This window comes from Pseudomonas sp. CCNWLW23, assembly GCF_037095675.1.
Classification (GTDB): Bacteria; Pseudomonadota; Gammaproteobacteria; order Pseudomonadales; family Pseudomonadaceae; genus Aquipseudomonas; species Aquipseudomonas atacamensis.
In genome coordinates, this window is the sequence record NZ_JBAWKM010000012.1 from 74,173 (window position 1) to 99,522 (window position 25,350).

Below are 25,350 nucleotides of genomic sequence, written 5' to 3' on the forward strand. Positions count from 1 at the left end.
AATGTCCAGGAAGTCGCGTAAGCAGGCGATCAAGTGGTTTAAAAGGTTATCGAAGTATGGATTGTTCTTTTATGTCTGTTATTGCGTAGCGGAATTTTACATTCGCAAAGAACAATCTGCCGAGTCGGCGGCTATTCACCAGGCAAACGAGAAAGCTTGCCAGAACAAGCTGGCGAGCATGCAGCAAGTGCCGATATTAGGCGGCGCCTATATAGATAAGACGCTAGTCCCTGAGTTTTACGTTGGCATGCCTGAGATGGTGAACAAGAAAGCGTGTCTGGCGATTGCTCTGAAGGGGCTTTTCTGGTGGACCGGGACGGGGCTGCATCGGCACCAGAATCAGCGCCTGGAACCGATCCCCGAAAGCTGGCGGCTCTATAAATTGAATGCCGGGCTTTTTACCAGGAAGGAAACTACCGAGCCCCATGAACGGGGTTATCGGCACGTCAACTGGCCGGATGAGTTGATTGTGAAACTTAAGAATTATCCGGGGCTGGAAGTTTGGCTGAATGCTCCGCCACCGCATTTCAAGAATGTGTCATCCGTACGAAATTTTGTCATTGCAGGTTGGCCGCGGCGAGACGGAACCCCTCGGCTGATCAAGTGTGACGGCTTGATTCGCCCGGCTTCCGAAGAGCAACTGACTGACAAAAAGCTGGCAGGTTTTGGTAGGGCTGAATTGGAGAATCTGGATTTCGGCAAGCTGAATTTCTTCTGCACGGTCAATCTGGATAACTTCGACTTCGCTGGAGGGCACGGTAGTGTAGGTCTTGGTCTGTCGTCATTACGCGAAGCACCTGAGATGCTCAAGTATCTCAGTGATTATCTTTCACGCTCTGTTATTACAAGGAAGTAACAATGAGTTATGTTTTTAACGATATGGAAAAATCCGAAATTTTCAATGCGGCAAATAGTTGCAAAGGCATGACATTAAATTCTGAGGGTGTGGAGTACATTGCATTGGAATTAGCAGGGGCAAGCTGCGCACCCCTGTACCAAAAGCTATTCGACATTATTGGTGAAAAAGTTTCTGACGATGCAGCTGCCGATAAAGAGGCTGGAGAGGTGCTGAAAAGCGCCAGACTCTGGCTTGCCGTGGCCATTGATGCCAACGGTGGAAACGGTGCCTACTCTGCCCTGATTCGTGGTTACACCTCCCGCCAGGGTGAACTCAGACTGAATACAATTTTCAGTGAAGACCTGATGCAGCTTTCATCCAACCAGGTTGCCGTCAACTTCATCAATACCCTGATCAACGGATCCCTTGCCGGTCAACTGGCACCCTGGACCGTGCCGTCAATCAGCCAGATCGCAGAAATCGACGCCAGCGCGATTGGCGAGGCCTTGTTCAAGGAGGTTTGCGGGGAGGACGACACCGCCGTGAAACGTAACTCTGGTTGGTCTGGAACAGTCGGATTCAGCCTGTTGGGCGGTAAACCTCCCTATGAAACGTGGAGACTGATCTCTGCGGGCGACCCGGATGCGGAAGATGACGGCCCACCCACTCAGGCAAAACCCAACCGGCTCGACGACTATAAAAACATTCTCTTCGCCATCGACGCCTACAGCGTCGGCCTGCGAGCGGCGATCAGCAATTTCGGCATCAATCCACTGCAAAGTCTGCTCTCGGTCGTACCCGAGCAAATCAACATCGCGCTGGCCAGTGGCAGTGTGAATCCGCTGATTCAGCATGTAGTCAAAGGCACGCCTGTTGCCGCCGTGGTCGAGCTGATATTGCGCTACGGCCAGAACGAATTTCTCGACATGTGCAAGCGCACTTACGACGGCGATTCTGCTGCCATACCCACCACCAACGACACCTTCGCCAGCAACGCTTACGCCTTCTTCTCGGCATTCTCCCCAGAGCAGTCGCAAAGCATCGTCACCCGGACAATAAGCGAGTTCGGCAATGCCGATGCATGGGCAAAACTGGCAGGCGAGGCGACGCCGCTCGGGCTGGCGTTGCGCAACTCTTTGCAGCAACTCAGTGAAGTCGTCATAGAACGAGCCGACGGTTATCCCGATCGCAACCTCGAGCTTTACGATCCGCACACTGGCGAAGGCTTTATCACCGCGCAGTGGCTGGCGGATCGAGCGCAAATGCTGGCGCGGTTGATTGCCCGAACCCAGGGCTCGTTTGGCGAACACTCGCTGCAGCAGTTTTCCTACTTCGATCTCGCCTCAGGCAAACAGGCGCCGATGACCACCGGAGTGCTGAACCCGCTGGCCCTGTTCGGTGATGACGGTGGGCGATCTTTCGCCGGCGGCGCAAATGCCGATCATCTGTATGGCGGCGTGGGCAATGACTCGATCCATGGGATGGCCGGTCACGATGTCATTGAAGGTGGTCGCGGTAACGACTCGCTAACCGGAGGTGACGGCAATGATGAGTTGTACGGGATGGCCGGTGACGATGTTCTGCTCGGAGGAAAGGGTAACGATTCTTTGATCGGGGGCGAAGGCAACGACCGTTATGAATTCGCCAGCGGCGATGGCATCGACGAGATTCTTGATGCCAACGCCGATGGGCAACTGTGGATCAACGGCGCGCCGATTCCCCAACTCAAACGCCGCGCACCTCTGAGCAATATCTGGTCTACCGAGGATCGGTCCATCACCCTGACGCTTGTTGAACACACCCTCAACATCAAATATGGCCAGAGCGATCTGGTGGTCATCAAGAACTTTCAGCCCGGGATGCTTGGCATCCGCCTCCCTGAATATGAGGGGCAGCCGCTCACTGCTGCGGATTTGACGCTTCAGGGCGACTGGAAAGCCAAAGACGCTGATCCCACCGTCCCTGGCGATCAGCCCTCCTTTGATGAGCTGGGCAACGCGGTGCTGCTGCCCAAGGTCAAACAGCGCAACAAGGCCGACGTACTTTACGGTTCCGCAGCAGACGACGTCATTCTCGGCCTGGGTGGTTCTGATCGATTGTTCGGCAAGGCTGGAGACGATCGGTTATTCGGCGACAAGCGGACGACAATCGAAAAGGCCATGGCCGACGGTGACGCCAAAGGCAAGGCAAATCGCGGAGACTGGCTCGACGGCGGACAAGGTGACGATTTGCTTATCGGTACGGCATCGCGAGACGTTCTGCTCGGTGGCAATGACCGGGATACCTTGATCGGCGGTGCTGGTGACGATGTCTTGTCAGGAGACGAACCACCGGTGCGCTGGAACAAGGTTGGTCGGTCAAGCGCGCTGCCGTCACGATTGCTCGCGGTGTGACCAGTCACCGAGCGGTCTATTCAAAGGCCTCGATAAACAGTGCGCCCGAGGGCGGTAGTGACGTGCTGTACGGGCAGGGTGGCAAGGACATTATCAACGGCGGCTGGGGTGAGGACCTGCTTGACGGCGGCGCTGACGACGATTTTCTCAAAGGCGATCAAGGTAACGACACCCTGGCCGGTGGCAGCGGCGACGACGTGATACTTGGTGACAACCTCGATTGGGGCGGTGGCCTGCCCAGCAGACACCATGGCAACGATGTGCTGGACGGCGGCAGTGGTGATGATTCACTCGGCGGTAACGGTGGCAGCGACGCTTTGTATGGCGGCCCTGGCAACGACATTTTGCAGGGTGATGACGGCGTACTGGATGGCGTCGAAGGCGATGCCGCGCATTTTTTTGGCGATGATCTGCTGGACGGTGGCTCCGGCGATGACACGCTCTGGGGTGGCGGTGGCGATGATTTGCTCTTCGGCGGCGAAGGTAATGACGATCTGATCGGCGATAGCCCTGAGCATCCGGTTCGCTATCACGGCAACGACTTTCTCGATGGCGGCGCGGGGGATGACACCCTGCGCGGCATGGGCGGCGCGGATACGCTGGCGGGTGGCGCAGGGGCGGATTTTCTCGATGGCGATGTGTCTGACCTGCAGCCGGGCGGAAGCAACAATGACGTGCTTCAGGGCGGCGAAGGAAACGATACGTTACAGGGTGGTTTCGGTGCCGACACGCTGGACGGCGGTACGGGTGACGACATTCTTGCCGGCGATTACGAAAACAGCGCTGAGGCCGAGCACAATGCCGATTATCTGCACGGTGGCTCAGGTAACGACACGTTGCTCGGAGGCGGTGGCAACGACACCCTGCTGGGCGGGGAAGGGACGGACTACCTTCGCGGCGATTCTGGCGACAACGTGTTTGATGGCGGTCCCGGTGCTGACGTGCTGGATGGCATGGATGGCGCCGACATCTACTATTTCGGCGCTGGCGACGGCCTGGATATCGTCACCGATGCCGGCGGCCGCAACATCATCAAGTTCGGTGCAGGGTTTTGCGCCCAAAGTCTGAAGGCCGACGTTATCGACGCTACCGTCGGCACGGTGTTGCGACTGGCCAATGGCACGGGCGACGCGATACTCATCAAGAATCACGAGAAGTGGAAGGATTCCACATTCAGTTTCAGCGACGGCGGGGTACTGGATTACGCAGATATCCTGCGCAAAACATTGCCACCGATAGAGATGTCCGAGCCACCCGTACCGGAACCTGTCACCGCCTCGGCAGCCCCTGAAAGCAAAGTTGAGGATCCGGTTCAGCCAGACGATGTCACCGCTGCGGCGCAAGGCCCGGTGGCGTCTGTTCAAACGGTCAACTGGACCGATGAGTTCCTCGCGCAAACCAAGTCAAAACGCTCCGCCCGCAAACACGCCACAGGTTTTACCTTGAATGAGCAAGGCGTTTGGGTGCGCAGTCATGTCACCACCAGCGACACCGGTTACACCACTCACACCGAGCTGAGCGAGGACAGCGTCGACGCAGGAACACTGTCGGAAACGCCGCCATGGATGAAGGCTGATGGCAGGCAAGCCGTAGTCAGTGAAAGGCAGTCGACAACCACAACCCGTGTCGAACATAAACCGGTGAAAGCCGAGGGAGCAGTCGCCTCCTCAAGTCAGGCGCCTCGCTATTATCGATCCGGCTCGGCCAACGGGTTTTCCTTCAATACGGGCGACGTATTGGTTGAAGACCGAAAGGAATCCGGCGCGCTTGAAGGCTGGTACGTCTATCCGGCGGCAAGCTTCAGTTCGGGCGCAACAGTGCCCAAGGCGTTTCGCTGGGATGTCACAACTGAAACGATCAAACGCAAAATCGTCCATGGCAACGATGCCGGCGGGCGAGTCAACGTCGAAGTGGAAAACGTTTTCCACGGCGGCGCGGGTGATGATCTGATCGTCGCTTATGCAGGCTCCCCACTTGACTACGGCACTGTCGGCGACAGAACACCGGGCGCGTTTTTATCCGCCGGGGCAGGTGACGATACCTTGCTCGGCTCCGAGGGCGCCGACTATCTGCTCAGCGGCTCGGGTGATGACTGGCTCTACGGTGAAGACGGCGCCGACACCTACATCGTGCAAGCGCATGCCGGAGCGACAACCACGATTGCGGACGTGCTCAACCCTGTTTTCCACCGAGCAGAAGTTGGCGTAGCGGGGTGGAAAGACGAGTACGGATTGATCGATCAGGACACGGTCGTTCTTCCAGCAGATGCGCAGCGCGATGCACTGCAATTGAGCTGGGGTGCTGCGCTGATAGAGAGCACCCATGTCGAGCTGGAGCCCAACCCGGGTCGCGGGGCTTACCGCAACCCGCCGAGAGCGAAAATGCTTCACCCGACACTCGATATCCAATGGGGCGGGACACAGAAAGTCCGCATCGTCTTGCCCCTCAACGGTGAACTTGAGGGCGCCGGTATTGAGCTCGTCAAGTTCGCCGATGGGTCGGTCGAAAATTTGAAGCAGCTCCTGGAATCAAGTCAGCTCGGCCCTGCGCCCGAGACTTTTCGTACGGGTGTCATCGTCAACCATCCCACCCTTTCAACTTCCTTGCGAGACGGACGAGCGCTGCCACTCGTGGGCGGTCGCGGCAACGACACGATAAGCGGCGCGGGGGAGATCCGAGGCATGCACGGGGATGACGTGCTCACCGGCGGCCTCGGTGATGATCTGCTGTTGGGTGGGCCGGGCAATGACACGCTGACCGGCGGTGCTGGAAATGATATCTACCGATACGATGGCCTCGGCAGAGACGTGATCATCAACAACGGAGGCGGCCTGGACGGAATCGATTTTTCCGAGCGCAGGCTGACGATCGACAACCTCAAGTTTCATCGTGAGCGCGATGATCTGGTGATCGTGGTGGATTACGGCATGGCGCCGAAAATCCGGGTTTCCAGTCATTTTGCTGCTGGTGAAAGCGCTATTGGCTTCATAAGAGTCAGCGAAGGAACAGCGATTCAAGACTACAGCGCGACGCAGATTGCCGAGCGTCTGCACCCGCTTCCGCCACTGAGGGATGTCGAGGATATTTTGATAAAGGGCGACGATGCAGCGCAGCGGGCAATCAAGGAAATCATTGAGTTCTACGAACTGAATGTCTGACAAGATGACCGATTGAGCCGGCCCGCGATGGCAATCCAGTCGCCAGCGCGGGCCTCGCGTCACCTCAATACTGGGTCAGATCCGCCAACGGATGCCGCCCCTCCCAGACTTTATGAAAGTGCGCCTCGACCACTGCATCCGGCACGTTATTGATATCCGGCCAGTGCCAGTGCGGCTTCTGATCCTTGTCGATCAAACGCGCGCGCACGCCTTCGCTGAATTCCGGATGACGGCAGCAATTGAGGCTCAGGGTGTATTCCATCTGGAATACTTCGGCCAGCGACATGTGCCGCGCGCGGCTGATCTGTTCCCAGACCAGATGCGCGGTCAGCGGCGAGCCCTCGGCCATGGTTTTCGCCGCGCGGGCAATCAACGGATCGCTGCTGTCGCGGTGCAGGCTGATGGCTTTCCACGCACAGGCAACGTCGCTGACATCAAGCAGTTCGTCGATCTGCTGACGACGCGGCAGCCACTGCGCTTCGGGCATTTGTTCGAGTGCTTCCTGCTGCAAAGCCTTGAGCAGGCTGTTGAGCTGCATGGCGGTCTGTTCCTGCCAGTTCAATTGCAGCAAGCCTTCGATCAATTGCGGTTGCTGTTCGTCGAGCAGGAAGCGGTCGGCCAGATCCAGATCCAGCGCATCACGGCCGTTGATGTGCGCGCCGGTCAGACCGAGAAACAAGCCGAGCTTGCCCGGTAACCGCGCAAGAAACCAGCTGGCGCCAACGTCCGGATACAGTCCAATGGTGATTTCCGGCATCGCCAGACGGCTGCTCGGCGTGACGATCCGCGTGCTCGCGCCCTGCAACAGGCCCATGCCGCCGCCAAGCACATAACCGTGACCCCAGCAGATCAGCGGCTTCGGATAGGTATGCAGGCTGTAATCAAGGCGATATTCCGCGCTGAAAAATTGCGCGGCCAGCGGCGGCACTTCGCCGGGGTGAGCGCGGCAGGCTTCGACCAGGCTGCGCACTTCGCCACCGGCGCAGAAGGCTTTGCTGCCGTTACCGCGCAGCAGCACGCAGACGATTTGCGGGTCAGTGGCCCAGGCGTTCAATTTGTCGCTGAGCGCATTGATCATCGGCAGGGACAGTGCGTTCAGCGATTTTTCGGCATCCAGGCTGGCGATGCCGATGCGGGCGCCGTCGGTACCGGTTAGTTCTTCGAAGTGCAGATTCATCGTGACCTCGATCGGGAATTTGAGCGAACAGTATGATCGCTATGGGGGAAAGTGCCGGATCTGCGTCAGATCAATTGACAAGCGTGGTCGGCTTTCCTAGGGTTCGCCCCATTGTTTTTGCCGGAAATGACCATGACTGCTGACGACCGTATCAAACTCGAACCGAGCTGGAAGGAGGCACTGCGTGCTGAGTTCGACCAGCCTTACATGGCAGAGTTGCGCAGCTTTCTGCAGCAGGAGCGGGCATCCGGCAAGGAGATCTATCCGCCGGGACCGATGATTTTCAATGCCCTGAACTCAACGCCGCTGGACAAGGTGAAAGTGGTGATTCTCGGCCAGGACCCTTACCACGGCCCGGGCCAGGCCCACGGTCTGTGCTTCTCGGTGCAACCGGGCGTGCCGGCGCCGCCGTCGCTGGTCAACATCTATAAAGAGCTGAAACGCGACCTCAACATCGACATTCCCAACCACGGCTACCTGCAGAGCTGGGCCGAACAGGGCGTGCTGCTGCTCAACACCACCATGACGGTTGAGCGCGCCAACGCCAACGCGCACAAGGACAAGGGCTGGCAACACTTCACCGACCGCATCATTGAAGTGGTCAGCGAACGGCAGCCGCATCTGGTGTTCATGCTCTGGGGCGCCCATGCGCAGAGCAAGCAGAAGCTGATCGACGCGACCAAACACCTGGTGCTGACCTCGGTGCATCCGTCGCCGTTGTCGGCCTATCGGGGTTTTTTGGGCTGTGGGCATTTCAGCCGGACCAACAAGTTTCTCGAACAGAATGGCGAAACGCCGATCGACTGGCGCTTGCCACCTCTCGCCTGAGATCGTTCCCACGCGCAGCAAAGGAATGCAGCCCGGGACGCTCTGCGTCCCAAAGCGGACGCGGAGCGTCCATTGAGGCATTCCCACGCAGAGCGTGGGAACGATCAGTCAGTCAGGACTCTGGAATACGATTCCAATACCTGAACAACGGCTCCGCCAGAAACAGCACAAACAACAGCCGCATCACCTGCATCGCCGTCACCAGCGGCACCGACAGTTGCAGGGTCTCCGCCGTCAGACTCATTTCGGCAATCCCGCCCGGCATCATGCCCAGAGTCAGTGAACGCAGATCCAGATGGGTCAATGCACTCAAGCCCAGCGCCGCCAGCGACGCGATCAACATGGTCAGCGCGGTGCCGATCAACGTCCGGCCCATGAACGACGGCGCGCGGCGGAAGAACTGCCGATTGAAGTGACAGCCCAGACCGCTGCCGATCAGCCATTGACCGATCTGACTGCCGCCATTGGGCAAACCGATGTGCAGATCCCACGTAATGCTCACCGCCGCACTGACCAGCAACGGCCCGAACAGCCATGGATTGGGTTGGCGCAGCCGCTGCCAGAGCCAGGCGAGCAGGGCGCCCGCCGGAAACAGAATCGCCAGCCAGCGCCAATCGACACTGCCGGCGTGAGAAATCGGCGTGCCGTCACCGAGCAGATACTTGAACGCCGCCGGCACGCACAACACCACCACCAATACCCGCAGACTCTGCCCGGCCGCCACATGGCTGAGCAGAGCACCGTTGCGCGCGCCGAGGTTGACCATCTCCCCGGAACCACCGGGCATGCTTGAGAAAAAAGCCGTGGCGCGATCCTCGCCGGTGCGGCGCATCAGCCACACGCCGACCACCGCCGACAGGCTCGTGACCAGCGCACCGAAGAAGATCAAACCGAAATGACTGAGCACCTGTTCCATCACCAACGGGGTGAAGTGCAGGCCGATACCGATGCCGACGATCCACTGGCCGCACTTGCGCCCGCCAGGGATTTCCGCCAGTTGCCACGGCGTCAGGCAGCGCACCAGGATGATCGCCAGCAACGAGCCGACCATCCACGGTAGCGGCCAGCCGATCTGGCTGGCGATGAAACCGCCAAGCAGACCGACCAGCGGGGTGCCCCACCAGGCTTTCAGGGACAAGCGATCAAACATCGGCAATGACGCGTCGTGCCGCCGAACGCTTGCGCCAGATGCGGATCAGCGGCATCAGCAGCATGATCGCGGTGAGGATCCAGCAACCCAAGGTGATCGGACTCGACCAGAGAATCTCCAGCGCGCCATTGGAGATCGACAGGGCGCGACGCAGGTTCTGCTCCATCAGGCCACCGAGGATGAAGCCCAGCAGCAGCGGCGACAGCGGGAAATCCAGCTTGCGCAGGATGTAACCGAAGATGCCGATACCGATCATCAGGAACAGATCGAAGGTGGTCGCGTGCACAGCGTAAACGCCGATCCCGGTGATGATCGCGATGATCGGCACCAGCGCCCAATTCGGCACGGCGAGGATGCGGGTGAATACGCGGATCATCGGGATGTTGAGGATCACCAGCATCACGTTGGCGATGAACAACGACGCGATCAGGCCCCAGACGATGTCCGGTTGCTGTTGGAACAGCAGTGGACCCGGGGTGATGTTGTACAGCGACAGCGCGCCGATCATCACCGCCGTGGTGCCCGAACCCGGAACGCCGAGGGTCAGCATCGGAACGAGAGCGCCGCACGCCGCGCCGCCGATAGCGGTTTCCGGCGCGGCCAGACCACGGGGATCGCCTTCACCGAATTTGCCGCTGGTGCCGGCGATGCGCTTCTCGGTCATGTAGGCCACGGCACTGGCGAGCGTTGCGCCGGCACCGGGCAGCACGCCCATGATGAAACCGAGCACGCCGCAGCGGACGTTGACGACGAAAACCGACGCCGCTTCCTTGAAGTTGAACATCATCCGGCCGGTGGCTTTCACCGCTTCCTGGCCGTGGTGGGTTTTTTCCAGCAGCAGAAGGATTTCGCTGATCGAGAACAGACCCAGCACCAGCACAACGAACTGAATGCCGTCGGTCAGGTGAATGTTGTCGCCGGTGAAACGGTACACACCACTGTTGGCGTCGATGCCGACGGTGGAAAGGAACAGACCGATCAGCGCCGCAATAAATGTCTTCAGCGGTCGATCACCGGCCATGCCGCCGAGACAGACAATCGCGAACACCATCAGCACGAAGTATTCCGCCGGTCCGAAGGCAATCGCCCATTTCGCCAGCAGCGGCGCAAACAGGACCATGCCGCAGGTGGCGATGAACGCGCCGATGAACGAACTCCACGCCGACAGCGACAGCGCGACACCGGCCATACCTTTGCGGGCCATCGGGTAGCCATCGAGGGTGGTCATTACAGTCGAGGCTTCACCCGGAATGTTCAGCAGGATCGAGCTGATCCGGCCGCCGTATTCGCAGCCCAGATAGACCGCCGCGAGCAGGATCAGCGCCGACTCCGGCGGCAGGCCGAGTGCGAACGCGATCGGAATCAGCAACGCCACGCCGTTGATCGGACCAAGGCCCGGCAGCAGACCGACGACGGTGCCGATCAGGGTGCCGCACAGTGCGGTCACCAGGTTGTACGGGCTCAGCGCGACGCCGAAGCCCTGACCCAAATAGCCAAGGGTATCCATATCAGTTCTCCAGGACGCTGAGCAGGCCGAGGGGCAGCGGAACATCCATCAAGCGATCGAACAGCAGATAGAGACCAACCGCCATCAGGCTGATGATCACCACGCTCGGCAGCCAGCGGCCGCCATAGAGACGGGCCATCGGTACGCCGGTAATGATGCTGGCCATGATGAAGCCAAGGGGTTCGAAGGTGCCGGCAAACACCAGCAGCAACACCACGCACAGACCGATCTTGGTCAGGGTTTCGCGATCCAGCGGCGGCTCATCCGGGTTGTGTTTGATCGGCGCCGGGCGAAACACCATGTACAGCAGCGCCAGCCCCATCAGGCCGAGCATCAGCAGCGGAAAGGCGCGCGGGCCGACCGGTTCATAGGAAAAAGCCGCTTGGTACGGCCACGCCATCAGTGCCAGGCCGGCACACACCAGCAGCAACACCGAGGCGAAAATGCGTTGAATAAGCATGGGAGCTCCTGTGCTGCGTCCCCGCGTAGGAGACGCAGCCACTAGACAGAGACGATCACTGGATCAGGCCGAACTCTTTGGCCAGCACTTTGTAGTCGGCGACCTGCTTCTTCACATAGGTGTCCAGTTCCGGGCCGGTCATGGCGAACGGGAACAGCTCGCGCTGATCGCGCAGCTTGGCGAACTCGTCGGAAGCCAGCAGTTTGTCGAACGCGTCTTTCCACCAGGCGTAGTCTTCGTCGCTGACTTTTGGCCCGAGGTAGAAGCCGCGCACCACCGGCCAGACGATGTCGTAGCCTTGCTCACGAGCGGTCGGGATGTCCTTCATTTCCGGCTCGTCGAGACGCTTTTCGGCGAACACTGCGAGCAGACGCATGTCACCGCTCTGGATGTGCGGCATGGAGTCGGAGATGTCGGTACTGCCGACCTGGATGTGGCCGCCGAGCAGGGCCGTGGCGATTTCACCGCCGCCTTCGAGTGCCACGTAACGCAGTTCGCGCGGGTTGATCCCGGCAGCCTTGGCGATCAGTGCGGTCTGCATCCAGTCCTGGCTGCCGACGGTGCCGCCGGAGCCGATAACCACCGAGCCTGGATCTTTCTTCAACGCCTGAACGAGATCGTCGAGGGTCTTGTAGGGCGAATCGCTTTTCACTGCGATGGCGCCGTAGCTGGTGCCGACGGCCGCGAGCCAGCGCACGTTGGTTTCATCGAAGCGGCCGAACTTGCCCTGGGCCAGGTTCAACAACGAACCGCTCGACCACGCCACCAGAGTGCCGGCGTCCGCCGGACGTTGCGCGACCACCGCGTTGTACGCCACCGCGCCGACACCGCCGGGCATGTAGGTGACGCGCATCGGTTTGCTCAACAGCTTCTGGTTGACCAGTGCGCTCTGCACCAGTTTGCAGGTCAGGTCGAAACCACCGCCGGGGGAGGCGGGGGCGATGCATTCCGGACGTTTCGGCTCGGCCATGAGTTGGCCGGCAAACAGCATCGCGCCAGCGGCGAGAGCGACTTTACGCAGTGATACGTTCATTTGAGTCTCCAGAGGAGTTGTTGTTATGGATGGACCGAATGACCAAAGGGCAACGCGAAAACCTAGCGGCAGGCGCAGTTCTCTCGCGGCGCGAGCGCAACGACTGAAACAACGGAGGGGAAACAGGACTGCGGCGAAAAACCGACAGTGCAACGGTGGAATCGAGCAAGGCGAGCAGGCATTACAGCCTTGGTGCGCATGGAGGGCATGCTGGGGTACTCCGTTATTGTTCTTATGAGTCGAAAACGCTTCATGGCGTTTTTCGTTGCGCTGTGTGGCGGCAGCGGCGACAGTCGAAACTGTCCGTGGGCCGACTCTAACCGGCTAACCTTTCAACAACCTTTCAGTTGTCTTTCACGGTTTTCGGGCTTCACAGCGGCGGTTGCGGCTGTAAACTCCGCGGCAAAGCGCGGCGTCGGCCAACCCTGAACGAGGTACAAATCCATGCGTGTCCTGCTCGTCGAAGACCATTTGCAACTGGCCGAAAGCGTGGCTCAGGCGCTCAAGAGCACCGGTCTGACGGTGGATGTGTTGCACGATGGCGTAGCTGCCGACCTGGCGCTGGGCAGTGAGGAATACGCCGTGGCGATCCTCGATGTCGGCCTGCCGCGCATGGACGGTTTCGAGGTGCTGGCGCGGCTGCGTGCGCGGGGCAAGAACCTGCCGGTGTTGATGCTGACCGCGCGCAGTGACGTCAAGGATCGCGTGCATGGCCTCAATCTCGGTGCTGACGACTACCTGGCCAAGCCGTTCGAATTGACGGAACTGGAAGCGCGGGTCAAAGCCTTGCTGCGCCGCAGTGTGCTGGGCGGCGAGCGTCAGCAGCGCTGTGGCGTGCTGGCTTACGACCTCGATACGCGGCGCTTCACCCTCGGCGACGAACTGCTGACCCTCACCTCCCGCGAACAAGCCGTCCTCGAAGCGTTGATCGCGCGGCCGGGGCGAGTGATGAGCAAGGAACAACTGGCCGCGCAGGTGTTCGGCCTCGACGAAGAAGCCAGCCCCGACGCCATCGAAATCTACGTGCACCGCTTGCGCAAGAAGCTCGATGGCCAGCCCGTGGCCATTGTCACCTTCCGTGGCCTCGGCTATCTGCTGGAAAGCCGCGATGCATAAGCCCAGCAGCCTGCGCTGGCGGTTGCTGTGGAACCTTGGATGGTTGCTGGTGGTGCTGATGCTTGCCAGTGGTTTGAGCGCTTACTGGAACGGTCGCGAAGCCGCCGACACCGCGTATGACCGCACGCTGCTGGCCTCGGCACGCACCATCGCTGCCGGATTGTCGCAGCGCGACGGCAGTCTCAGCGCCGACGTGCCTTACGTGGCGCTGGACACCTTCGCCTACGACAGCGCCGGGCGCATCTATTACCAGGTCAACGACATTCACCAGAAGCTGATTTCCGGCTACGAAAATCTCCCCGGGCCGCCGCCCGGCACGCCGCGTACCGACAGCTATCCGGCGCTCGCGCGCTTTTACAACGCGAAGTACAACGGCCAGAACGTGCGTGTGGTCAGTCTGCTCAAGGCCGTAAGCGAGCCGAACATGAACGGCATGGCGGAAATCCGCGTGGCTGAAACCGACGAAGCGCGGGTCAGCATGGCGCGCAGTCTGGCGGCTGACACCCTGTTGCGCTTGGGCATGCTGGCTGTCGGTGCATTGCTGCTGGTGTGGTTCGCGGTGAGTGCGGCGTTGCGCCCGCTGGAGCGGTTAAGAACCGCTGTTGAGGAACGCCAGCCCGACGACTTGCGGCCGCTGCCGCTGGTGGAAGTGCAGCATGAACTCGGGCCCTTGGTCCGCGCGCTCAATCATTTCACCGAGCGTCTGCGCGGCCAGTTCGAGCGGCAGGCGCAGTTCATCGCCGATGCCGCTCACGAGTTGCGTACGCCGCTGGCCGCACTCAAGGCACGCCTGGAACTGGGCCTGCGCTCGAACGAGCCGGAGACCTGGCGCACCACCCTTGAATCGTCCGCGCAAAGCACCGATCGCCTGACCCATCTGGCCAATCAGCTGCTATCGCTGGCCCGGGTCGAAAACGGCGCGCGGGCGATTGCCGAGGGCGGCGCGCAGTTGCTCGATCTGAGTCAATTGGCCCGAGAGCTGGGCATGGCCATGGCGCCTTTGGCGCACAAGCGCGGCGTGGCGCTGGCGCTTGAAGCGGATGAACCGGTGTGGCTGCGCGGTGAGCCGACGCTGCTCAATGAGCTGCTGAGCAATCTCGTCGACAACGCGCTGGCGCATACGCCATCGGGCGGCAATGTGATTCTGCGGGTCACGGCCCCGGCGGTGCTTGAGGTCGAGGACGACGGGCCGGGCATCCCGCTGCACGAGCGTGATCGGGTGTTCGAACGGTTTTATCGGCGCAATCAGCAGGTTGCCGGTTCAGGTCTGGGCTTGGCGATTGTCGGCGAGATCTGTCGCGCGCATCTGGCGCAGATCACCTTGCATGATGGCGAGCAGGCAGGGTTGAAGGTGCGGGTCAGTTTTATTGCCGGGTAATACTTTTGTGGCAAGGGGTTTTTGTGGCGAGGGGATTTATCCTCGCTCGGCTGCGCAGCAGTCGCGGTTCGGATCGCAGAGTCTAGGGTCGCTTCGCAACCCAACGGGATAAATCCCCTCACCACAGGTCAGTAGAACATCGACCGCGATTCTTCCAGATCCGCGCAGAACTGCTTGTTCTCCGGATCAATCCCCAGCTTCCTGAACGCCGGCACGCTAAACGGGTCAATCCGCGCAAACGGATGATCGGTGTCCTTGCGGCAATACAAATTGGCTACCTGCACGACATCGACGTAATCGATGCGCGTCGAGTCGCGGCTGAAGTCTTGATACAGCAACGGCAAATGCACCAGGCGCTCGGGAAACTCCCAGACCCGCAGCAATTTCTCGCCCAGCAATGGGTGAATCTGCTCGATCACATGGGTCAGGCTGACCGCATCCGAGAGCAGTTCATTGTGGTCTTCGGCGTAAGTCAGGATCGGCAACACACCAATCTGATGCACCAGCCCGCCGAGTGCCGCCTGATCGGGTTTGAGCTGAGTGTGACGACGACACAGCGCATAGCTGACGCCAGCGATTTCCAGACTGCTGCGCCAGACTTCGCGCATCTTCTGTTCGACCACCTCGGAGCGGGCATTGAAGATCTGCTCCATCACCAGACCGATCGCCAGGTTGCTGCTGTAGTTGATGCCCAAACGGGTGATGGCGGTGTGCAGGTCGGTGACTTCCTGCGCGGCGCGCAGCAGCGGACTGTTGACCACTTTGATCAGGCGCGCCGACAGCGCGGTGTCGCGGCCGATGACTTTGCTCAGATCGCTGACGCTGATTTCCGGATCCTCGGCGGCCTTGCGAATCTGCAGGGCCACTTCCGGCAACGTTGGCAGAACCAGGTCATCGTTATCGATGGCCGCAACCAAATCCTGTTGGACCTTTTCCGCCAGTTCGCTCATTTGGACTCTCTAGGGTGTTGCAACAATGCTGCGATCAACGCTGGATTTCGCGGTCGCGATCCAGTTCGTAAGGCAGGTCGAGCACGTGCAACGCGGGGCCTTCGAGGGCGCCCAGACGCAAATCACCGGCTTCGGCAGCTTCGGCCTGCAACACGGCTAGGAGTTCAATGTTTCCCTCGGCATTGGCCGCCAGCACCACTTCGCCGATTGAGCTGTTGTGGCTGGGGGTGAACAGTTGAGTGCCGGGCTCCGGCAACTCGGCCGCGTCGAGGCGCAGGCGGTACAGGCGCCGCTTGAGCTTGCCCAGGTACTGCATGCGCGCAACGATTTCCTGGCCGGTGTAGCAGCCTTTCTTGAAGCTCACGCCGCCGACCGCCTGCAGATTGAGCATCTGCGGGATGAACAGTTCGCGAGTGGAAGGCATGACCTGGCCGATACCGGCGCGGATCTGGCCCAGCAGCCATTGATTCAGTTCGGCCTCAGGCAGCGCAGTCGACAGTTGGCTTTGAATGTTTGGCGCCTGAGCGGCAGGCACCCAGAGTTCGGCGCGCTCGGGCGAGACGCGAATTGCGATCAGGCCTTCATGGCGCACAACGCTGTCGGTTTCGGCGGGCAGTGCCAGACCGAGGCTGGTCAGGGCTGCATCGCCATGCGCCAGACCGAAGCGCACCCAGGCGGCGCTTTCATCGGTCAGTTTCGATTTGGAGAACACTGCGTACTTTTTCAGGTCGGCCAGTTGCGGCTCGAGCAGCTCGCTGGCCATCGCCATCACCACGCCGTCGCCCTCAAGCAGGATGCGGAAGCTCGACTGCATCCGGCCTTTCTGCGTGCAGCGGGCGCCGAGGCTGGCGCGGGTGTCGCTCAGGTAATTGATATTGCAGGTCAACTGGCCTTGCAGGAATTTTCCGGCGTCCGCACCGCGAACCGCGAGTACGCCTTCATGAGACAGGGTGCAGAAAAAAGCAGAATCGGCCATGGGTCATCGCAGGGTAAATAGACTGGGGCACATCATAAGGGGGCAGGGTTGAAATGGGTAGTTGATAAAGGATCACGGGTGCCCGACCAAAGCCGACTGTGCGGCCCGCGCCGGGGCTGTATACTGCCCGGCAAATTCGAGGAGGGCTCCATGGTCGAACAAGTTGAACTGAATCGCCTCTTTTGGCACAGCCGTCGCGGCATGCTTGAGCTTGACGTGCTGCTGGTGCCGTTCGTGCAGGAGGTTTACGCGACGTTGAATCAAGTGGATCGCGATCTGTACGTGCGTTTGCTGACCTGTGAGGATCAGGACATGTTCGGCTGGTTCATGGAGCGCAGCGAGTCGGAAGATCCCGAGCTGCAACGCATGGTCCGGATGATTCTGGATCGTGTCCAGCCCAAGTAATACGTTCGAATGCCGCTGGCATGCCTCACGGCAGTTGCTGGCGGCGTATCTGTTGGCCCAGGCGTTCGCCATGGGTTCGCTGTGTCTGCTGTCGATTCCGCTCTGGGCCAGTCTGCTCGGCGCTTGCGCCTGTGCGCTGCACGGTTTTTGGATGCTGCCACGGCAGATTCTGCTGAGTCATCCGAAAGCATTTTGCGGGTTGCGGCGCGACGGCGATGGCTGGCAGGTGTGGAATCAGGCTGATGGCTGGCAGGCTGCGCAGTTACGACCGGACAGTCTGGCGCTGCCATTGATCGTAGTGCTGCGCTTTCGCCTGCGCGGAGAGTGGCGGGTCAGGTCAATCTGCGTGCCACGTGACTCGCAAGCGGCGGATCTGCACCGACGCCTGCGAGTGCGGCTCAAGTTCAGCCGGCGTAGGTGGGCGGCACCAGAATAGTGTCGAGCGCTTCGGGCAGCATATCCGGATAGTCGAGGGTGTAATGCAGCCCGCGACTTTCCTTGCGTTCCATGGCTGAGCTGATCATCAATTCGGCAACCTGTGCCAGGTTGCGCAACTCGATCAGGTCACGGCTGACTTTATAGTTGCTGTAAAACTCATCGATCTCATCCAGCAGCAGACGCACCCGGTGCTGCGCCCGTTGCAGGCGTTTGTTGGTGCGCACGATGCCGACGTAGTCCCACATGAATCGGCGCAATTCGTCCCAGTTGTGCGCGATGATCACGTCTTCATCCGAGTCGGTCACCTGACTGGCGTCCCAGACGGGCAGGGCGCTTGGTGCCGCGACGTCATCGAGTTGCGCAAGAATGTCCGCCGCTGCCGAACGGGCATAAACGAAGCATTCCAGAAGTGAGTTGCTGGCCATGCGATTGGCGCCGTGCAGGCCGGTGAAGCTGGTTTCGCCGATGGCGTAGAGGCCGGGTACATCGGTGCGACCGTGCTGATCAACCATCACCCCGCCACAGGTGTAGTGCGCGGCGGGGACCACCGGGATCGGTTGTTTGGTGATGTCGATGCCGAAGCCCAGGCAGCGCTCATAAACAGTCGGGAAGTGGCTTTTGACGAACGATTCAGGCTTGTGGCTGATGTCGAGATATACGCAGTCGACACCCAGACGCTTCATTTCATGGTCGATGGCCCGCGCGACAATGTCACGAGGCGCCAGCTCGGCACGTTTATCGAAGCGATACATGAAGCGCTCGCCGTTGGGCAGCTTCAAATGCGCGCCTTCGCCACGCAACGCTTCAGTGATCAGGAAACTCTTGGCTTGCGGGTGATACAGGCAGGTCGGGTGGAACTGGTTGAATTCCAGATTGGCTACGCGGCAGCCGGAGCGCCAAGCCATGGCGATGCCGTCACCGCAGGCGCCGTCGGGGTTGCTGGTATAAAGGTAGACCTTGGCTGCGCCGCCTGAAGCCAGAATCACGAAGCGTGCGCCGTAGGTGTCGACTTCGCCGGTGGCGCGGTTCAGCACGTAAGCGCCCAGGCAACGATCGCCTTCCATGCCCAAGCGGCGTTCGGTGATCAAATCGACGGCGACGCGCTGTTCCAGCAATTCGATGTTATCGCGCTCTTTGGCCTGGGCCAGCAAGGTCTTGAAGATCGCAGCGCCGGTGGCGTCGGCAGCATGGATAATCCGTCGATGGCTGTGGCCACCTTCGCGGGTCAGGTGAAATTCGAAACCACCGTCTTCAGTGCCGGACTGTTCGTCGCGGGTGAACGGCACGCCCTGGTCAATCAGCCATTGAATGGCTTCGCGGCTGTGCTCGACGGTGAAGCGTACGGCGTCTTCATGGCACAAGCCGCCGCCCGCATTTAGGGTGTCGTCGACATGGGATTCGACAGTGTCGGTATCGTCGAGCACCGCAGCGACGCCGCCTTGGGCCCAGAAGGTCGAACCGTTGGCGAGATCGCCTTTGCTCAATACGGCAATGCGCAGATGACCGGGCAAGGTCAAAGCGAGAGTTAAACCGGCAGCACCGCTGCCAATCACCAGAACATCGTGTTGGAACTGTTGGCTCATTTCAGGATTCCGCTCAAAGCGACCCGGGTCGGGGTTGGCGCAAGACAGCTGGATCGGCGAGTCAAGACAGCCACACAGCCCACTAGTATATAGAGGGGTTGGGCGGCACAATAGCCGGGCCCAGATGGCATTGTGAGACTACTGCGCAGTAAAAAGCGCAGTGCTTCGTCGGAAGTTTTTTTCATCGGTTTTGAAAAATGACACCTGTATCGGCGCTGAAACAGTCTTTTCCGAGCAGGGTTGCGCAATGTCAGGTGGGTACGGCTATAAATAATTGGAACTTTTGCCAAAGGCCCAAGATCAATAGACGGTGCCAGAAACCAGGGACAGTGTCGGCTTCAGTGCGGAATCTGCGTTTGGATTCCTGCCGGCGAAACCGATAACAAGATTATTCGCGCAGCCGGTTTATCCCGCGCTGCGTTTTTCGTGCGTGCCAAATCAGAGCCCGCAGGAAACTTGCTTGGAGGGGGAGAACTTTTGCGAAAAGCCCGAGTCTATGTTTGCAAGTCTGGTCGTTTAGTAATGCAAGTCTCCTCCGGGCTTATCGAGGAGTGTTCATGCTAACCCAGGAAGAGGATCAGCAGCTGGTCGAACGCGTACAGCGTGGCGACAAGCGAGCTTTCGATCTGCTGGTGCTGAAATATCAGCACAAAATTCTCGGGTTGATCGTGCGTTTTGTGCACGACACCCATGAAGCCCAGGACGTTGCTCAGGAAGCCTTTATCAAGGCGTATCGGGCACTTGGAAATTTCCGCGGTGACAGTGCGTTTTATACGTGGCTGTACCGTATTGCCATTAACACGGCAAAGAACTACCTGGTTTCCCGCGGCCGTCGGCCGCCGGATAGCGATGTAAGTTCGGAGGATGCAGAGTTCTACGATGGCGATCACGGCCTCAAGGATCTCGAATCACCAGAACGTGCATTGCTGCGGGATGAGATCGAAGGCACTGTCCATCGGACCATCCAGCAACTGCCAGAGGATTTGCGTACGGCTTTAACTTTACGTGAATTCGATGGTCTGAGTTACGAGGACATTGCGAGCGTCATGCAGTGTCCGGTGGGTACCGTGCGCTCCCGGATTTTCCGCGCTCGGGAGGCCATCGACAAAGCCCTGCAACCGTTGTTGCAGGAAAACTGAGACAGCGGCGACAGCCAAGAGAGGAACGCCATGAGTCGTGAAGCCCTGCAGGAATCGCTGTCCGCAGTGATGGATAACGAAGCGGACGAACTGGAATTGCGTCGAGTGCTCAGCGCACTGGATGATGTTGATACCCGTGAGACCTGGGCTCGTTACCAGATCGCTCGGGCAGCCATGCACAAGGATCTGCTGCTTCCGCGTCTGGATATCGCTGCGGCAGTGTCCGCTGCGCTGGAAGACGAAACGGCTCCGGCCAAAGTATCCCGCAGCCCATGGCGTAACCTGGGTCGCCTCGCTGTTGCCGCTTCGGTAACCGTGGCCGTTCTGGCCGGTGTTCGCCTGTACAACCAGGACGAAATCGCTGGTGTTGAGCTGGCGCAGCAGTCGAATCAGCCTACTCTGGCTACTCCACAGGTCAAGGGTCCGGCAGTTCTGGCTGGTTATAGCGAAAGCTCGGAAGCGACTGGCCCTATGGCCAACGGCGTTCTGCAAGGTCAGCCAGGCTGGCATGATCAGCGTCTGCCAGGCTACCTGCGTCAGCATGCTCAGCAGGCTGCACTCAAAGGAACTGAAAGCGCGCTGCCATACGCACGTGCCGCAAGCCTGGAAAACCGTTAAGGAGGATCATGCGCGCCATCCCTCTACTTTCGCTTCTGCTCAGTGGCTGGTTCATAGTTCCAGCCCACGCTGACGAGGCCCAGGACTGGTTGACCCGTCTGGGCCAGGCCGAGCAGCAGCAAAGCTTTCACGGTACTTTCGTTTACGAGCGCAACGGCAGTTTTTCCACGCACAACATCTGGCATCGCGTCCAGAATGGCCAGGTCCGCGAGCGGTTATTGCAGCTCGACGGTTCGGCTCAGGAAGTCGTGCGCATTGATGGACGTACTCAATGCGTCAGCGGCACCCTGATTGCGGGATTGGGTGATTCACCCAACGCTGCCGCCCGTGCGCTGGATCCCAAAAAGCTGAAGAATTGGTATGACCTTGCCGTCATTGGCAAGTCGCGCGTGGCCGGTCGTGATGCAGTGATCGTGTCGCTGACCCCTCGTGATCAGCACCGTTACGGCTTCGAGCTGCATCTGGACAAGAAAACCGGGCTGCCGCTCAAGTCGTTACTGTTGAACGACAAAGGGCAGTTGCTCGAGCGTTTCCAGTTCACCAGCCTCGACACGGATGAAATCCCGTCGGACAAGGACTTGTTGGCGGACCCGGATTGTAAGCCGATCAATATCGCAAGCAACAAGGCTTCTGCAGCTAAAACCGTGCAAAACTGGCGTTCGGACTGGCTCCCGCCAGGCTTTGAGCTGACCAGCAGCAGTTCGCATAAGGATGCGCAGACCAAGACCCAAGTCAGCAGCTTGATGTATGACGATGGTCTGGCGCGTTTCTCGGTGTTCCTTGAACCGTTGAATGGCGCAACGGCCACTGACACCCGCACTCAGTTGGGCCCGACCGTCGCGGTATCCCGGCGCCTGACCACGCCGCAAGGCGAAATGATGGTCACGGTGGTCGGCGAAATCCCGATTGGCACCGCCGAACGAATCGCTCTATCGATGCGTAACAACGATGGCGCTGCGACCAGCAAGCAGTGAGCTGATTTCAGTCATTTCCACTTCGTCGTCGAGACGTCGAAATGTTTGCTGAGCATTTTCATTTGCAAAACCCCTGAAAATTTTTTATAGGTCAGAGCCTCACGGCTCTGGCCTTGTTTGTTGTTCCCGGAACAAAAATGCCGGTCTGTGGTTTCCGGTGTTCCTTTGCTCCATATCGCTTAACCCTGCTCGTCGTAACGGGAGCTGTATGTCGATACCAAGTTTGAAGTCTTATCTTTCCATCCTCGCCACCGTGCTGTTGCTCGGTCAGGCGGTGCCTGCTGCGCAAGCGGCCGATCTGCCTGATTTCACCCAGTTGGTCGAACAAGCGTCGCCAGCGGTGGTGAACATCAGTACCACGCAGAAACTGCCGGACCGTCGGGTCAACCAGCAGATGCCGGATCTGGAAGGCCTGCCACCGATGCTGCGCGAATTCTTCGAGCGCGGCATGCCGCCTCAGCAGCGCTCGCCACGTGGCGATGGCCGCCAGCGTGAAGCGCAATCGCTGGGTTCGGGTTTCATCATTTCGCCGGATGGCTACATCCTCACCAACAACCACGTGATCGCCGATGCTGACGAAATCCTCGTCCGTCTGGCTGACCGCAGTGAGATGAAAGCCAAGCTGGTCGGCACCGATCCACGCTCTGACGTGGCGTTGCTGAAAATCGAAGGCAAGGATCTGCCGGTGCTCAAGCTCGGCAAGTCCCAGGACCTGAAGGCCGGCCAGTGGGTCGTCGCGATCGGTTCGCCATTCGGCTTTGACCACACCGTGACCCAAGGCATCGTCAGCGCCGTCGGTCGTAGCCTGCCAAACGAAAACTATGTGCCGTTCATTCAGACCGACGTGCCGATCAACCCGGGCAACTCCGGTGGCCCGCTGTTCAACCTGAACGGTGAAGTGGTCGGCATCAACTCGCAGATCTACACCCGCTCCGGTGGCTTCATGGGCGTGTCTTTCGCCATTCCGATCGACGTGGCGATGGATGTTTCCAATCAGCTCAAAAGCGGTGGCAAAGTCAGCCGCGGCTGGCTGGGCGTGGTCATTCAGGAAGTGAACAAGGATCTGGCCGAGTCGTTCGGTCTGGACAAGCCAGCTGGCGCGCTGGTAGCGCAGATCCAGGATGACGGCCCTGCGGCCAAGGGCGGCCTGCAGGTTGGCGACGTGATCCTGAGCATGAACGGTCAGCCGATCGTCATGTCCGCCGATCTGCCGCATCTGGTCGGCGCGCTGAAGGCTGGCGCCAAAGCCAATCTGGAAGTGATTCGTGAAGGCAAGCGCAAGAACGTCGAGCTGACCGTCGGCGCAATCCCGGACGAGGACAAGGAGCTGGCAGGTCTGCCGAAATCCGGCGCTGAAAGCAGCAGCAACCGCCTCGGTGTTGCGGTCGGTGAATTGACCGACGAGCAGAAGAAAACCTACGACCTCAAAGGTGGTGTGGTGATCAAGGAAGTGCAGGACGGTCCTGCGGCCCTGATCGGTCTGCAACCGGGTGACGTGATCACCCACCTGAACAATCAAGCCATCGGCTCGGCCAAGGAGTTCACCGACATCGCCAAGGCGTTGCCGAAGAACCGTTCGGTGTCGATGCGCGTGCTGCGTCAGGGCCGTGCCAGCTTCATCACCTTCAAACTGGCTGAATAAGCCAGCAGGCAGGTAAAAAGAAACCGCCTCGGAAAGAGGCGGTTTTTTTGTGTCTGCAGCTTTTGTCTTTGTCGGGAAAGACTCAGCCCATCATGTCCTTGACCATGCGCTCCTGCTCCATCAACTCGCGCTGGCGGGCATCGATGCGCGAGGACAGCGGGAAGTTGTTGCCCGCCTTGCGCTTGGCGAAGTCCAGCTGCTGAATGGCCTGGCGGTAATCGCCGACCAGTGCAAAATACTCGGCGCGCGCCTGATGCAGGCCGATGATGTTGCCCGACAAGCCGCGGGTTTCAGCAACCTGATACCAGACGTCCGGATCATCCGGGCGTGACTTGAGCAGGCTGTCGAGTGCCTTCTCGGCATCGGCAGCGCGATTCTGTTTCAACAGCAGATCGACGCGCACCTGATTCAGCGGGTAGTTGCCCGGGAACTGCGTAAGCATGCGGTCGACCCGTGACTGCGCATCGGGCAGACGATTGTTGGTGATGTCCAGATCGACCTGCGCGAGGTTGTAGATGATCTCGTTCGGCGACTTGGCCAACAATTGCTTGAGGTTCTCTCGCGCTTCGTTGAGCTGGCCGCCCTTGATCTGCGCGATGGCGAGGCCGTAACGCGCCACATCGTTTTTCGGGTTCTCATCAAGCAGGGCGCGGAAACGCTTGGCGCCCAGCCCCGGGGTTTCCTCGTAGATCAACTGCACCCGCGCGCGAATCAACTGGTAGCGCATGCTGTCTTCGATGCCGCCCGGTTTCGCCTGCTCGGCGCGGTTGCGAGTGTCGGCGATACGCGATTCGGTGACCGGGTGAGTCAGGAGGAATTCCGGCGGTTTGGCGTCAAAACGGTACTGGCGCATCAGGCGCTCGAACATGGTCGGCATCGAGCGCGGGTCGTAACCGGCCTTTTCCAGGTTGAGGATGCCGATGCGGTCCGCTTCCTGTTCGTTCTGCCGCGAGAAGCGCCGTTGTTCCTGCAACGCCGCAGCCTGGGTGCCAGCGATGGTGGCGATGCCGGCATCACCGCCGCCTGCCGCCGCGATGACGATACCCGCCAGCAACGCGGCCATCATCGGCACCTGCATTCTTTGTGAGGCTTCGACGCCTCGAGCGAAGTGACGTTGCGACAAGTGCGCCAGTTCGTGAGCGAGCACCGAGGCGTATTCACCTTCGGTCTGGGCGTTGAGGAACAGGCCGCCGTTGACCCCGACCACGCCGCCCGGCGCTGCGAAGGCGTTGAGTTGTGGGCTGTTGATCAGGATGAATTCCAGGCGGCGGTCGGAGACCTGGCTGGTCTCCACCAGCTTGTACACGCTGGATTCGACGTAATCCTTGAGCTGCGGATCGTTGAGCTGGGAAACCTGACTGCGCAGCATGGCCAGCCAGGCACGGCCGAGCTGGTATTCCTGTTGCGGCGAGACAATGGCAGAGCTGGCGTCGCCGAGTGACGGCAGATCGTCGGCAAAGCCTGGTGAGGCGAGCAGGCAAGCGAGCGTCAGCAGGGTAGGGCGCAGAAAAGTCATGCACAAAGCCTTGGAGGACAAAGACCTTACTGTAGCCGGACACCGAAGCCGCGACCAGATATTCTAGGCAG

General features: G+C 59.9%; 19 protein-coding genes and 1 pseudogene. 11 read left to right on the top strand and 9 right to left on the bottom strand.

Features of this window, described 5'->3' with window-relative positions; translation table 11 throughout:
* Position 1 precedes the first annotated feature (1 nt).
* Positions 2–856 (top strand): hypothetical protein, encoded by an 855-nt coding sequence (locus V8J63_RS16365; protein ID WP_125925290.1) that lies wholly within the window; start codon positions 2–4, stop codon positions 854–856.
* A gap of 2 nt (positions 857–858) precedes the next feature.
* Positions 859–6,389, top strand: a pseudogene (locus V8J63_RS27825) (calcium-binding protein).
* 64 nt (positions 6,390–6,453) lie between these two features.
* Here V8J63_RS27825 and V8J63_RS16380 read toward each other — a convergent pair.
* Positions 6,454–7,566: an enoyl-CoA hydratase/isomerase family protein gene (locus V8J63_RS16380; RefSeq protein ID WP_206420905.1), complete on the bottom strand. Its 1,113-nt coding sequence runs from the start codon at positions 7,564–7,566 to the stop codon at positions 6,454–6,456.
* Between the two features lie 132 nt (positions 7,567–7,698).
* Here V8J63_RS16380 and ung point away from each other — a divergent pair, with 132 nt between their 5' ends.
* Complete coding sequence (gene ung / locus V8J63_RS16385) at positions 7,699–8,394, top strand: uracil-DNA glycosylase (protein WP_016771280.1); 696 nt, start codon at positions 7,699–7,701, stop codon at positions 8,392–8,394.
* Between the two features lie 112 nt (positions 8,395–8,506).
* Here the strand turns inward: ung and V8J63_RS16390 are convergent, their stop codons facing one another.
* Genes V8J63_RS16390 through V8J63_RS16405 form a run of 4 tightly spaced genes read right to left on the bottom strand, consistent with a single transcriptional unit; the run spans position 8,507 to position 12,544 of the window.
* Positions 8,507–9,544 (bottom strand): AbrB family transcriptional regulator, encoded by a 1,038-nt coding sequence (locus tag V8J63_RS16390; protein WP_123442926.1) that lies wholly within the window; start codon positions 9,542–9,544, stop codon positions 8,507–8,509.
* A complete protein-coding gene (locus V8J63_RS16395; RefSeq protein WP_336464332.1) occupies positions 9,537–11,051 on the bottom strand; it encodes a tripartite tricarboxylate transporter permease in 1,515 nt (504 codons plus the stop codon). Before V8J63_RS16395 ends, V8J63_RS16390 begins: the two co-directional genes overlap by 8 nt.
* 1 nt (position 11,052) lies before the next feature.
* The gene (locus V8J63_RS16400; RefSeq protein ID WP_130903197.1) at positions 11,053–11,511 is read right to left on the bottom strand and encodes a tripartite tricarboxylate transporter TctB family protein; all 459 of its coding nucleotides are present in this window, start codon (positions 11,509–11,511) and stop codon (positions 11,053–11,055) included.
* 55 nt (positions 11,512–11,566) lie between these two features.
* Positions 11,567–12,544 (bottom strand): Bug family tripartite tricarboxylate transporter substrate binding protein, encoded by a 978-nt coding sequence (locus V8J63_RS16405; protein WP_130903196.1) that lies wholly within the window; start codon positions 12,542–12,544, stop codon positions 11,567–11,569.
* Positions 12,545–12,988: 444 nt separating this feature from the next.
* Between V8J63_RS16405 and V8J63_RS16410 the strand changes: the two genes are divergently transcribed.
* A complete protein-coding gene (locus tag V8J63_RS16410) occupies positions 12,989–13,660 on the top strand; it encodes a response regulator (protein ID WP_024011992.1) in 672 nt (223 codons plus the stop codon).
* The gene (locus tag V8J63_RS16415; protein ID WP_024011993.1) at positions 13,653–15,038 is read left to right on the top strand and encodes a sensor histidine kinase; all 1,386 of its coding nucleotides are present in this window, start codon (positions 13,653–13,655) and stop codon (positions 15,036–15,038) included. Before V8J63_RS16410 ends, V8J63_RS16415 begins: the two co-directional genes overlap by 8 nt.
* A 128-nt stretch (positions 15,039–15,166) precedes the next feature.
* On the opposite strand, the gene V8J63_RS16420 is transcribed toward V8J63_RS16415, so the two are convergent.
* Positions 15,167–15,988: an HDOD domain-containing protein gene (locus tag V8J63_RS16420; protein ID WP_016770675.1), complete on the bottom strand. Its 822-nt coding sequence runs from the start codon at positions 15,986–15,988 to the stop codon at positions 15,167–15,169.
* Between the two features lie 34 nt (positions 15,989–16,022).
* A complete protein-coding gene (gene ygfZ / locus V8J63_RS16425; protein ID WP_197890361.1) occupies positions 16,023–16,964 on the bottom strand; it encodes a CAF17-like 4Fe-4S cluster assembly/insertion protein YgfZ in 942 nt (313 codons plus the stop codon).
* Positions 16,965–17,114: 150 nt separating this feature from the next.
* Here ygfZ and V8J63_RS16430 point away from each other — a divergent pair, with 150 nt between their 5' ends.
* Together V8J63_RS16430 and V8J63_RS16435 are read left to right on the top strand one after the other, a co-directional pair.
* Positions 17,115–17,369, top strand: a complete 255-nt coding sequence (locus V8J63_RS16430; protein ID WP_007911418.1) for an FAD assembly factor SdhE — start codon at positions 17,115–17,117, stop codon at positions 17,367–17,369.
* A complete protein-coding gene (locus tag V8J63_RS16435) occupies positions 17,353–17,805 on the top strand; it encodes a protein YgfX (RefSeq protein ID WP_125925294.1) in 453 nt (150 codons plus the stop codon). Before V8J63_RS16430 ends, V8J63_RS16435 begins: the two co-directional genes overlap by 17 nt.
* Here V8J63_RS16435 and nadB read toward each other — a convergent pair.
* Positions 17,774–19,390: an L-aspartate oxidase gene (nadB, locus tag V8J63_RS16440; RefSeq protein WP_125925295.1), complete on the bottom strand. Its 1,617-nt coding sequence runs from the start codon at positions 19,388–19,390 to the stop codon at positions 17,774–17,776. The two genes, V8J63_RS16435 and nadB, sit on opposite strands and share 32 nt — an antisense overlap.
* Positions 19,391–19,947: 557 nt before the next feature.
* Here nadB and rpoE point away from each other — a divergent pair.
* The 4 genes from rpoE (at position 19,948) to V8J63_RS16460 (ending at position 23,763) form a co-directional block, all read left to right on the top strand.
* Positions 19,948–20,529, top strand: coding sequence for an RNA polymerase sigma factor RpoE (gene rpoE, locus V8J63_RS16445; RefSeq protein ID WP_003172477.1), 582 nt, complete (start codon positions 19,948–19,950; stop codon positions 20,527–20,529).
* 30 nt (positions 20,530–20,559) lie between these two features.
* On the top strand, positions 20,560–21,147 hold the full coding sequence (locus tag V8J63_RS16450) for a sigma-E factor negative regulatory protein (protein WP_008077804.1): 588 nt from the start codon (positions 20,560–20,562) through the stop codon (positions 21,145–21,147).
* Between the two features lie 8 nt (positions 21,148–21,155).
* Positions 21,156–22,121, top strand: a complete 966-nt coding sequence (locus V8J63_RS16455) for a MucB/RseB C-terminal domain-containing protein (RefSeq protein ID WP_197890362.1) — start codon at positions 21,156–21,158, stop codon at positions 22,119–22,121.
* A 208-nt stretch (positions 22,122–22,329) separates the two neighbouring features.
* Entirely contained in the window at positions 22,330–23,763 is a 1,434-nt protein-coding gene (locus tag V8J63_RS16460) for a DegQ family serine endoprotease (protein WP_125925297.1), read from the top strand.
* Positions 23,764–23,845: 82 nt separating this feature from the next.
* Here V8J63_RS16460 and V8J63_RS16465 read toward each other — a convergent pair whose 3' ends face one another.
* Positions 23,846–25,279 (bottom strand): M48 family metalloprotease, encoded by a 1,434-nt coding sequence (locus tag V8J63_RS16465; RefSeq protein ID WP_024011999.1) that lies wholly within the window; start codon positions 25,277–25,279, stop codon positions 23,846–23,848.
* Between the last annotated feature and the right edge of the window lie 71 nt (positions 25,280–25,350).

What these genes read in the sequence shown, in the direction of transcription:
- V8J63_RS16415 (WP_024011993.1), top strand. Translation starts at nt 13,653, where the DNA reads ATGCATAAGCCCAGCAGCCTGCGCTGGCGGTTGCTGTGGAACCTTGGA.
- nadB (WP_125925295.1), bottom strand. Translation starts at nt 19,390, where the DNA reads ATGAGCCAACAGTTCCAACACGATGTTCTGGTGATTGGCAGCGGTGCT.
- rpoE (WP_003172477.1), top strand. Translation starts at nt 19,948, where the DNA reads ATGCTAACCCAGGAAGAGGATCAGCAGCTGGTCGAACGCGTACAGCGT.
- V8J63_RS16405 (WP_130903196.1), bottom strand. Translation starts at nt 12,544, where the DNA reads ATGAACGTATCACTGCGTAAAGTCGCTCTCGCCGCTGGCGCGATGCTG.
- V8J63_RS16465 (WP_024011999.1), bottom strand. Translation starts at nt 25,279, where the DNA reads ATGACTTTTCTGCGCCCTACCCTGCTGACGCTCGCTTGCCTGCTCGCC.
- V8J63_RS16430 (WP_007911418.1), top strand. Translation starts at nt 17,115, where the DNA reads ATGGTCGAACAAGTTGAACTGAATCGCCTCTTTTGGCACAGCCGTCGC.
- V8J63_RS16450 (WP_008077804.1), top strand. Translation starts at nt 20,560, where the DNA reads ATGAGTCGTGAAGCCCTGCAGGAATCGCTGTCCGCAGTGATGGATAAC.
- ung (WP_016771280.1), top strand. Translation starts at nt 7,699, where the DNA reads ATGACTGCTGACGACCGTATCAAACTCGAACCGAGCTGGAAGGAGGCA.
- V8J63_RS16395 (WP_336464332.1), bottom strand. Translation starts at nt 11,051, where the DNA reads ATGGATACCCTTGGCTATTTGGGTCAGGGCTTCGGCGTCGCGCTGAGC.
- ygfZ (WP_197890361.1), bottom strand. Translation starts at nt 16,964, where the DNA reads ATGGCCGATTCTGCTTTTTTCTGCACCCTGTCTCATGAAGGCGTACTC.
- V8J63_RS16365 (WP_125925290.1), top strand. Translation starts at nt 2, where the DNA reads ATGTCCAGGAAGTCGCGTAAGCAGGCGATCAAGTGGTTTAAAAGGTTA.
- V8J63_RS16410 (WP_024011992.1), top strand. Translation starts at nt 12,989, where the DNA reads ATGCGTGTCCTGCTCGTCGAAGACCATTTGCAACTGGCCGAAAGCGTG.
- V8J63_RS16455 (WP_197890362.1), top strand. Translation starts at nt 21,156, where the DNA reads ATGCGCGCCATCCCTCTACTTTCGCTTCTGCTCAGTGGCTGGTTCATA.
- V8J63_RS16390 (WP_123442926.1), bottom strand. Translation starts at nt 9,544, where the DNA reads ATGTTTGATCGCTTGTCCCTGAAAGCCTGGTGGGGCACCCCGCTGGTC.
- V8J63_RS16420 (WP_016770675.1), bottom strand. Translation starts at nt 15,988, where the DNA reads ATGAGCGAACTGGCGGAAAAGGTCCAACAGGATTTGGTTGCGGCCATC.
- V8J63_RS16460 (WP_125925297.1), top strand. Translation starts at nt 22,330, where the DNA reads ATGTCGATACCAAGTTTGAAGTCTTATCTTTCCATCCTCGCCACCGTG.
- V8J63_RS16400 (WP_130903197.1), bottom strand. Translation starts at nt 11,511, where the DNA reads ATGCTTATTCAACGCATTTTCGCCTCGGTGTTGCTGCTGGTGTGTGCC.
- V8J63_RS16380 (WP_206420905.1), bottom strand. Translation starts at nt 7,566, where the DNA reads ATGAATCTGCACTTCGAAGAACTAACCGGTACCGACGGCGCCCGCATC.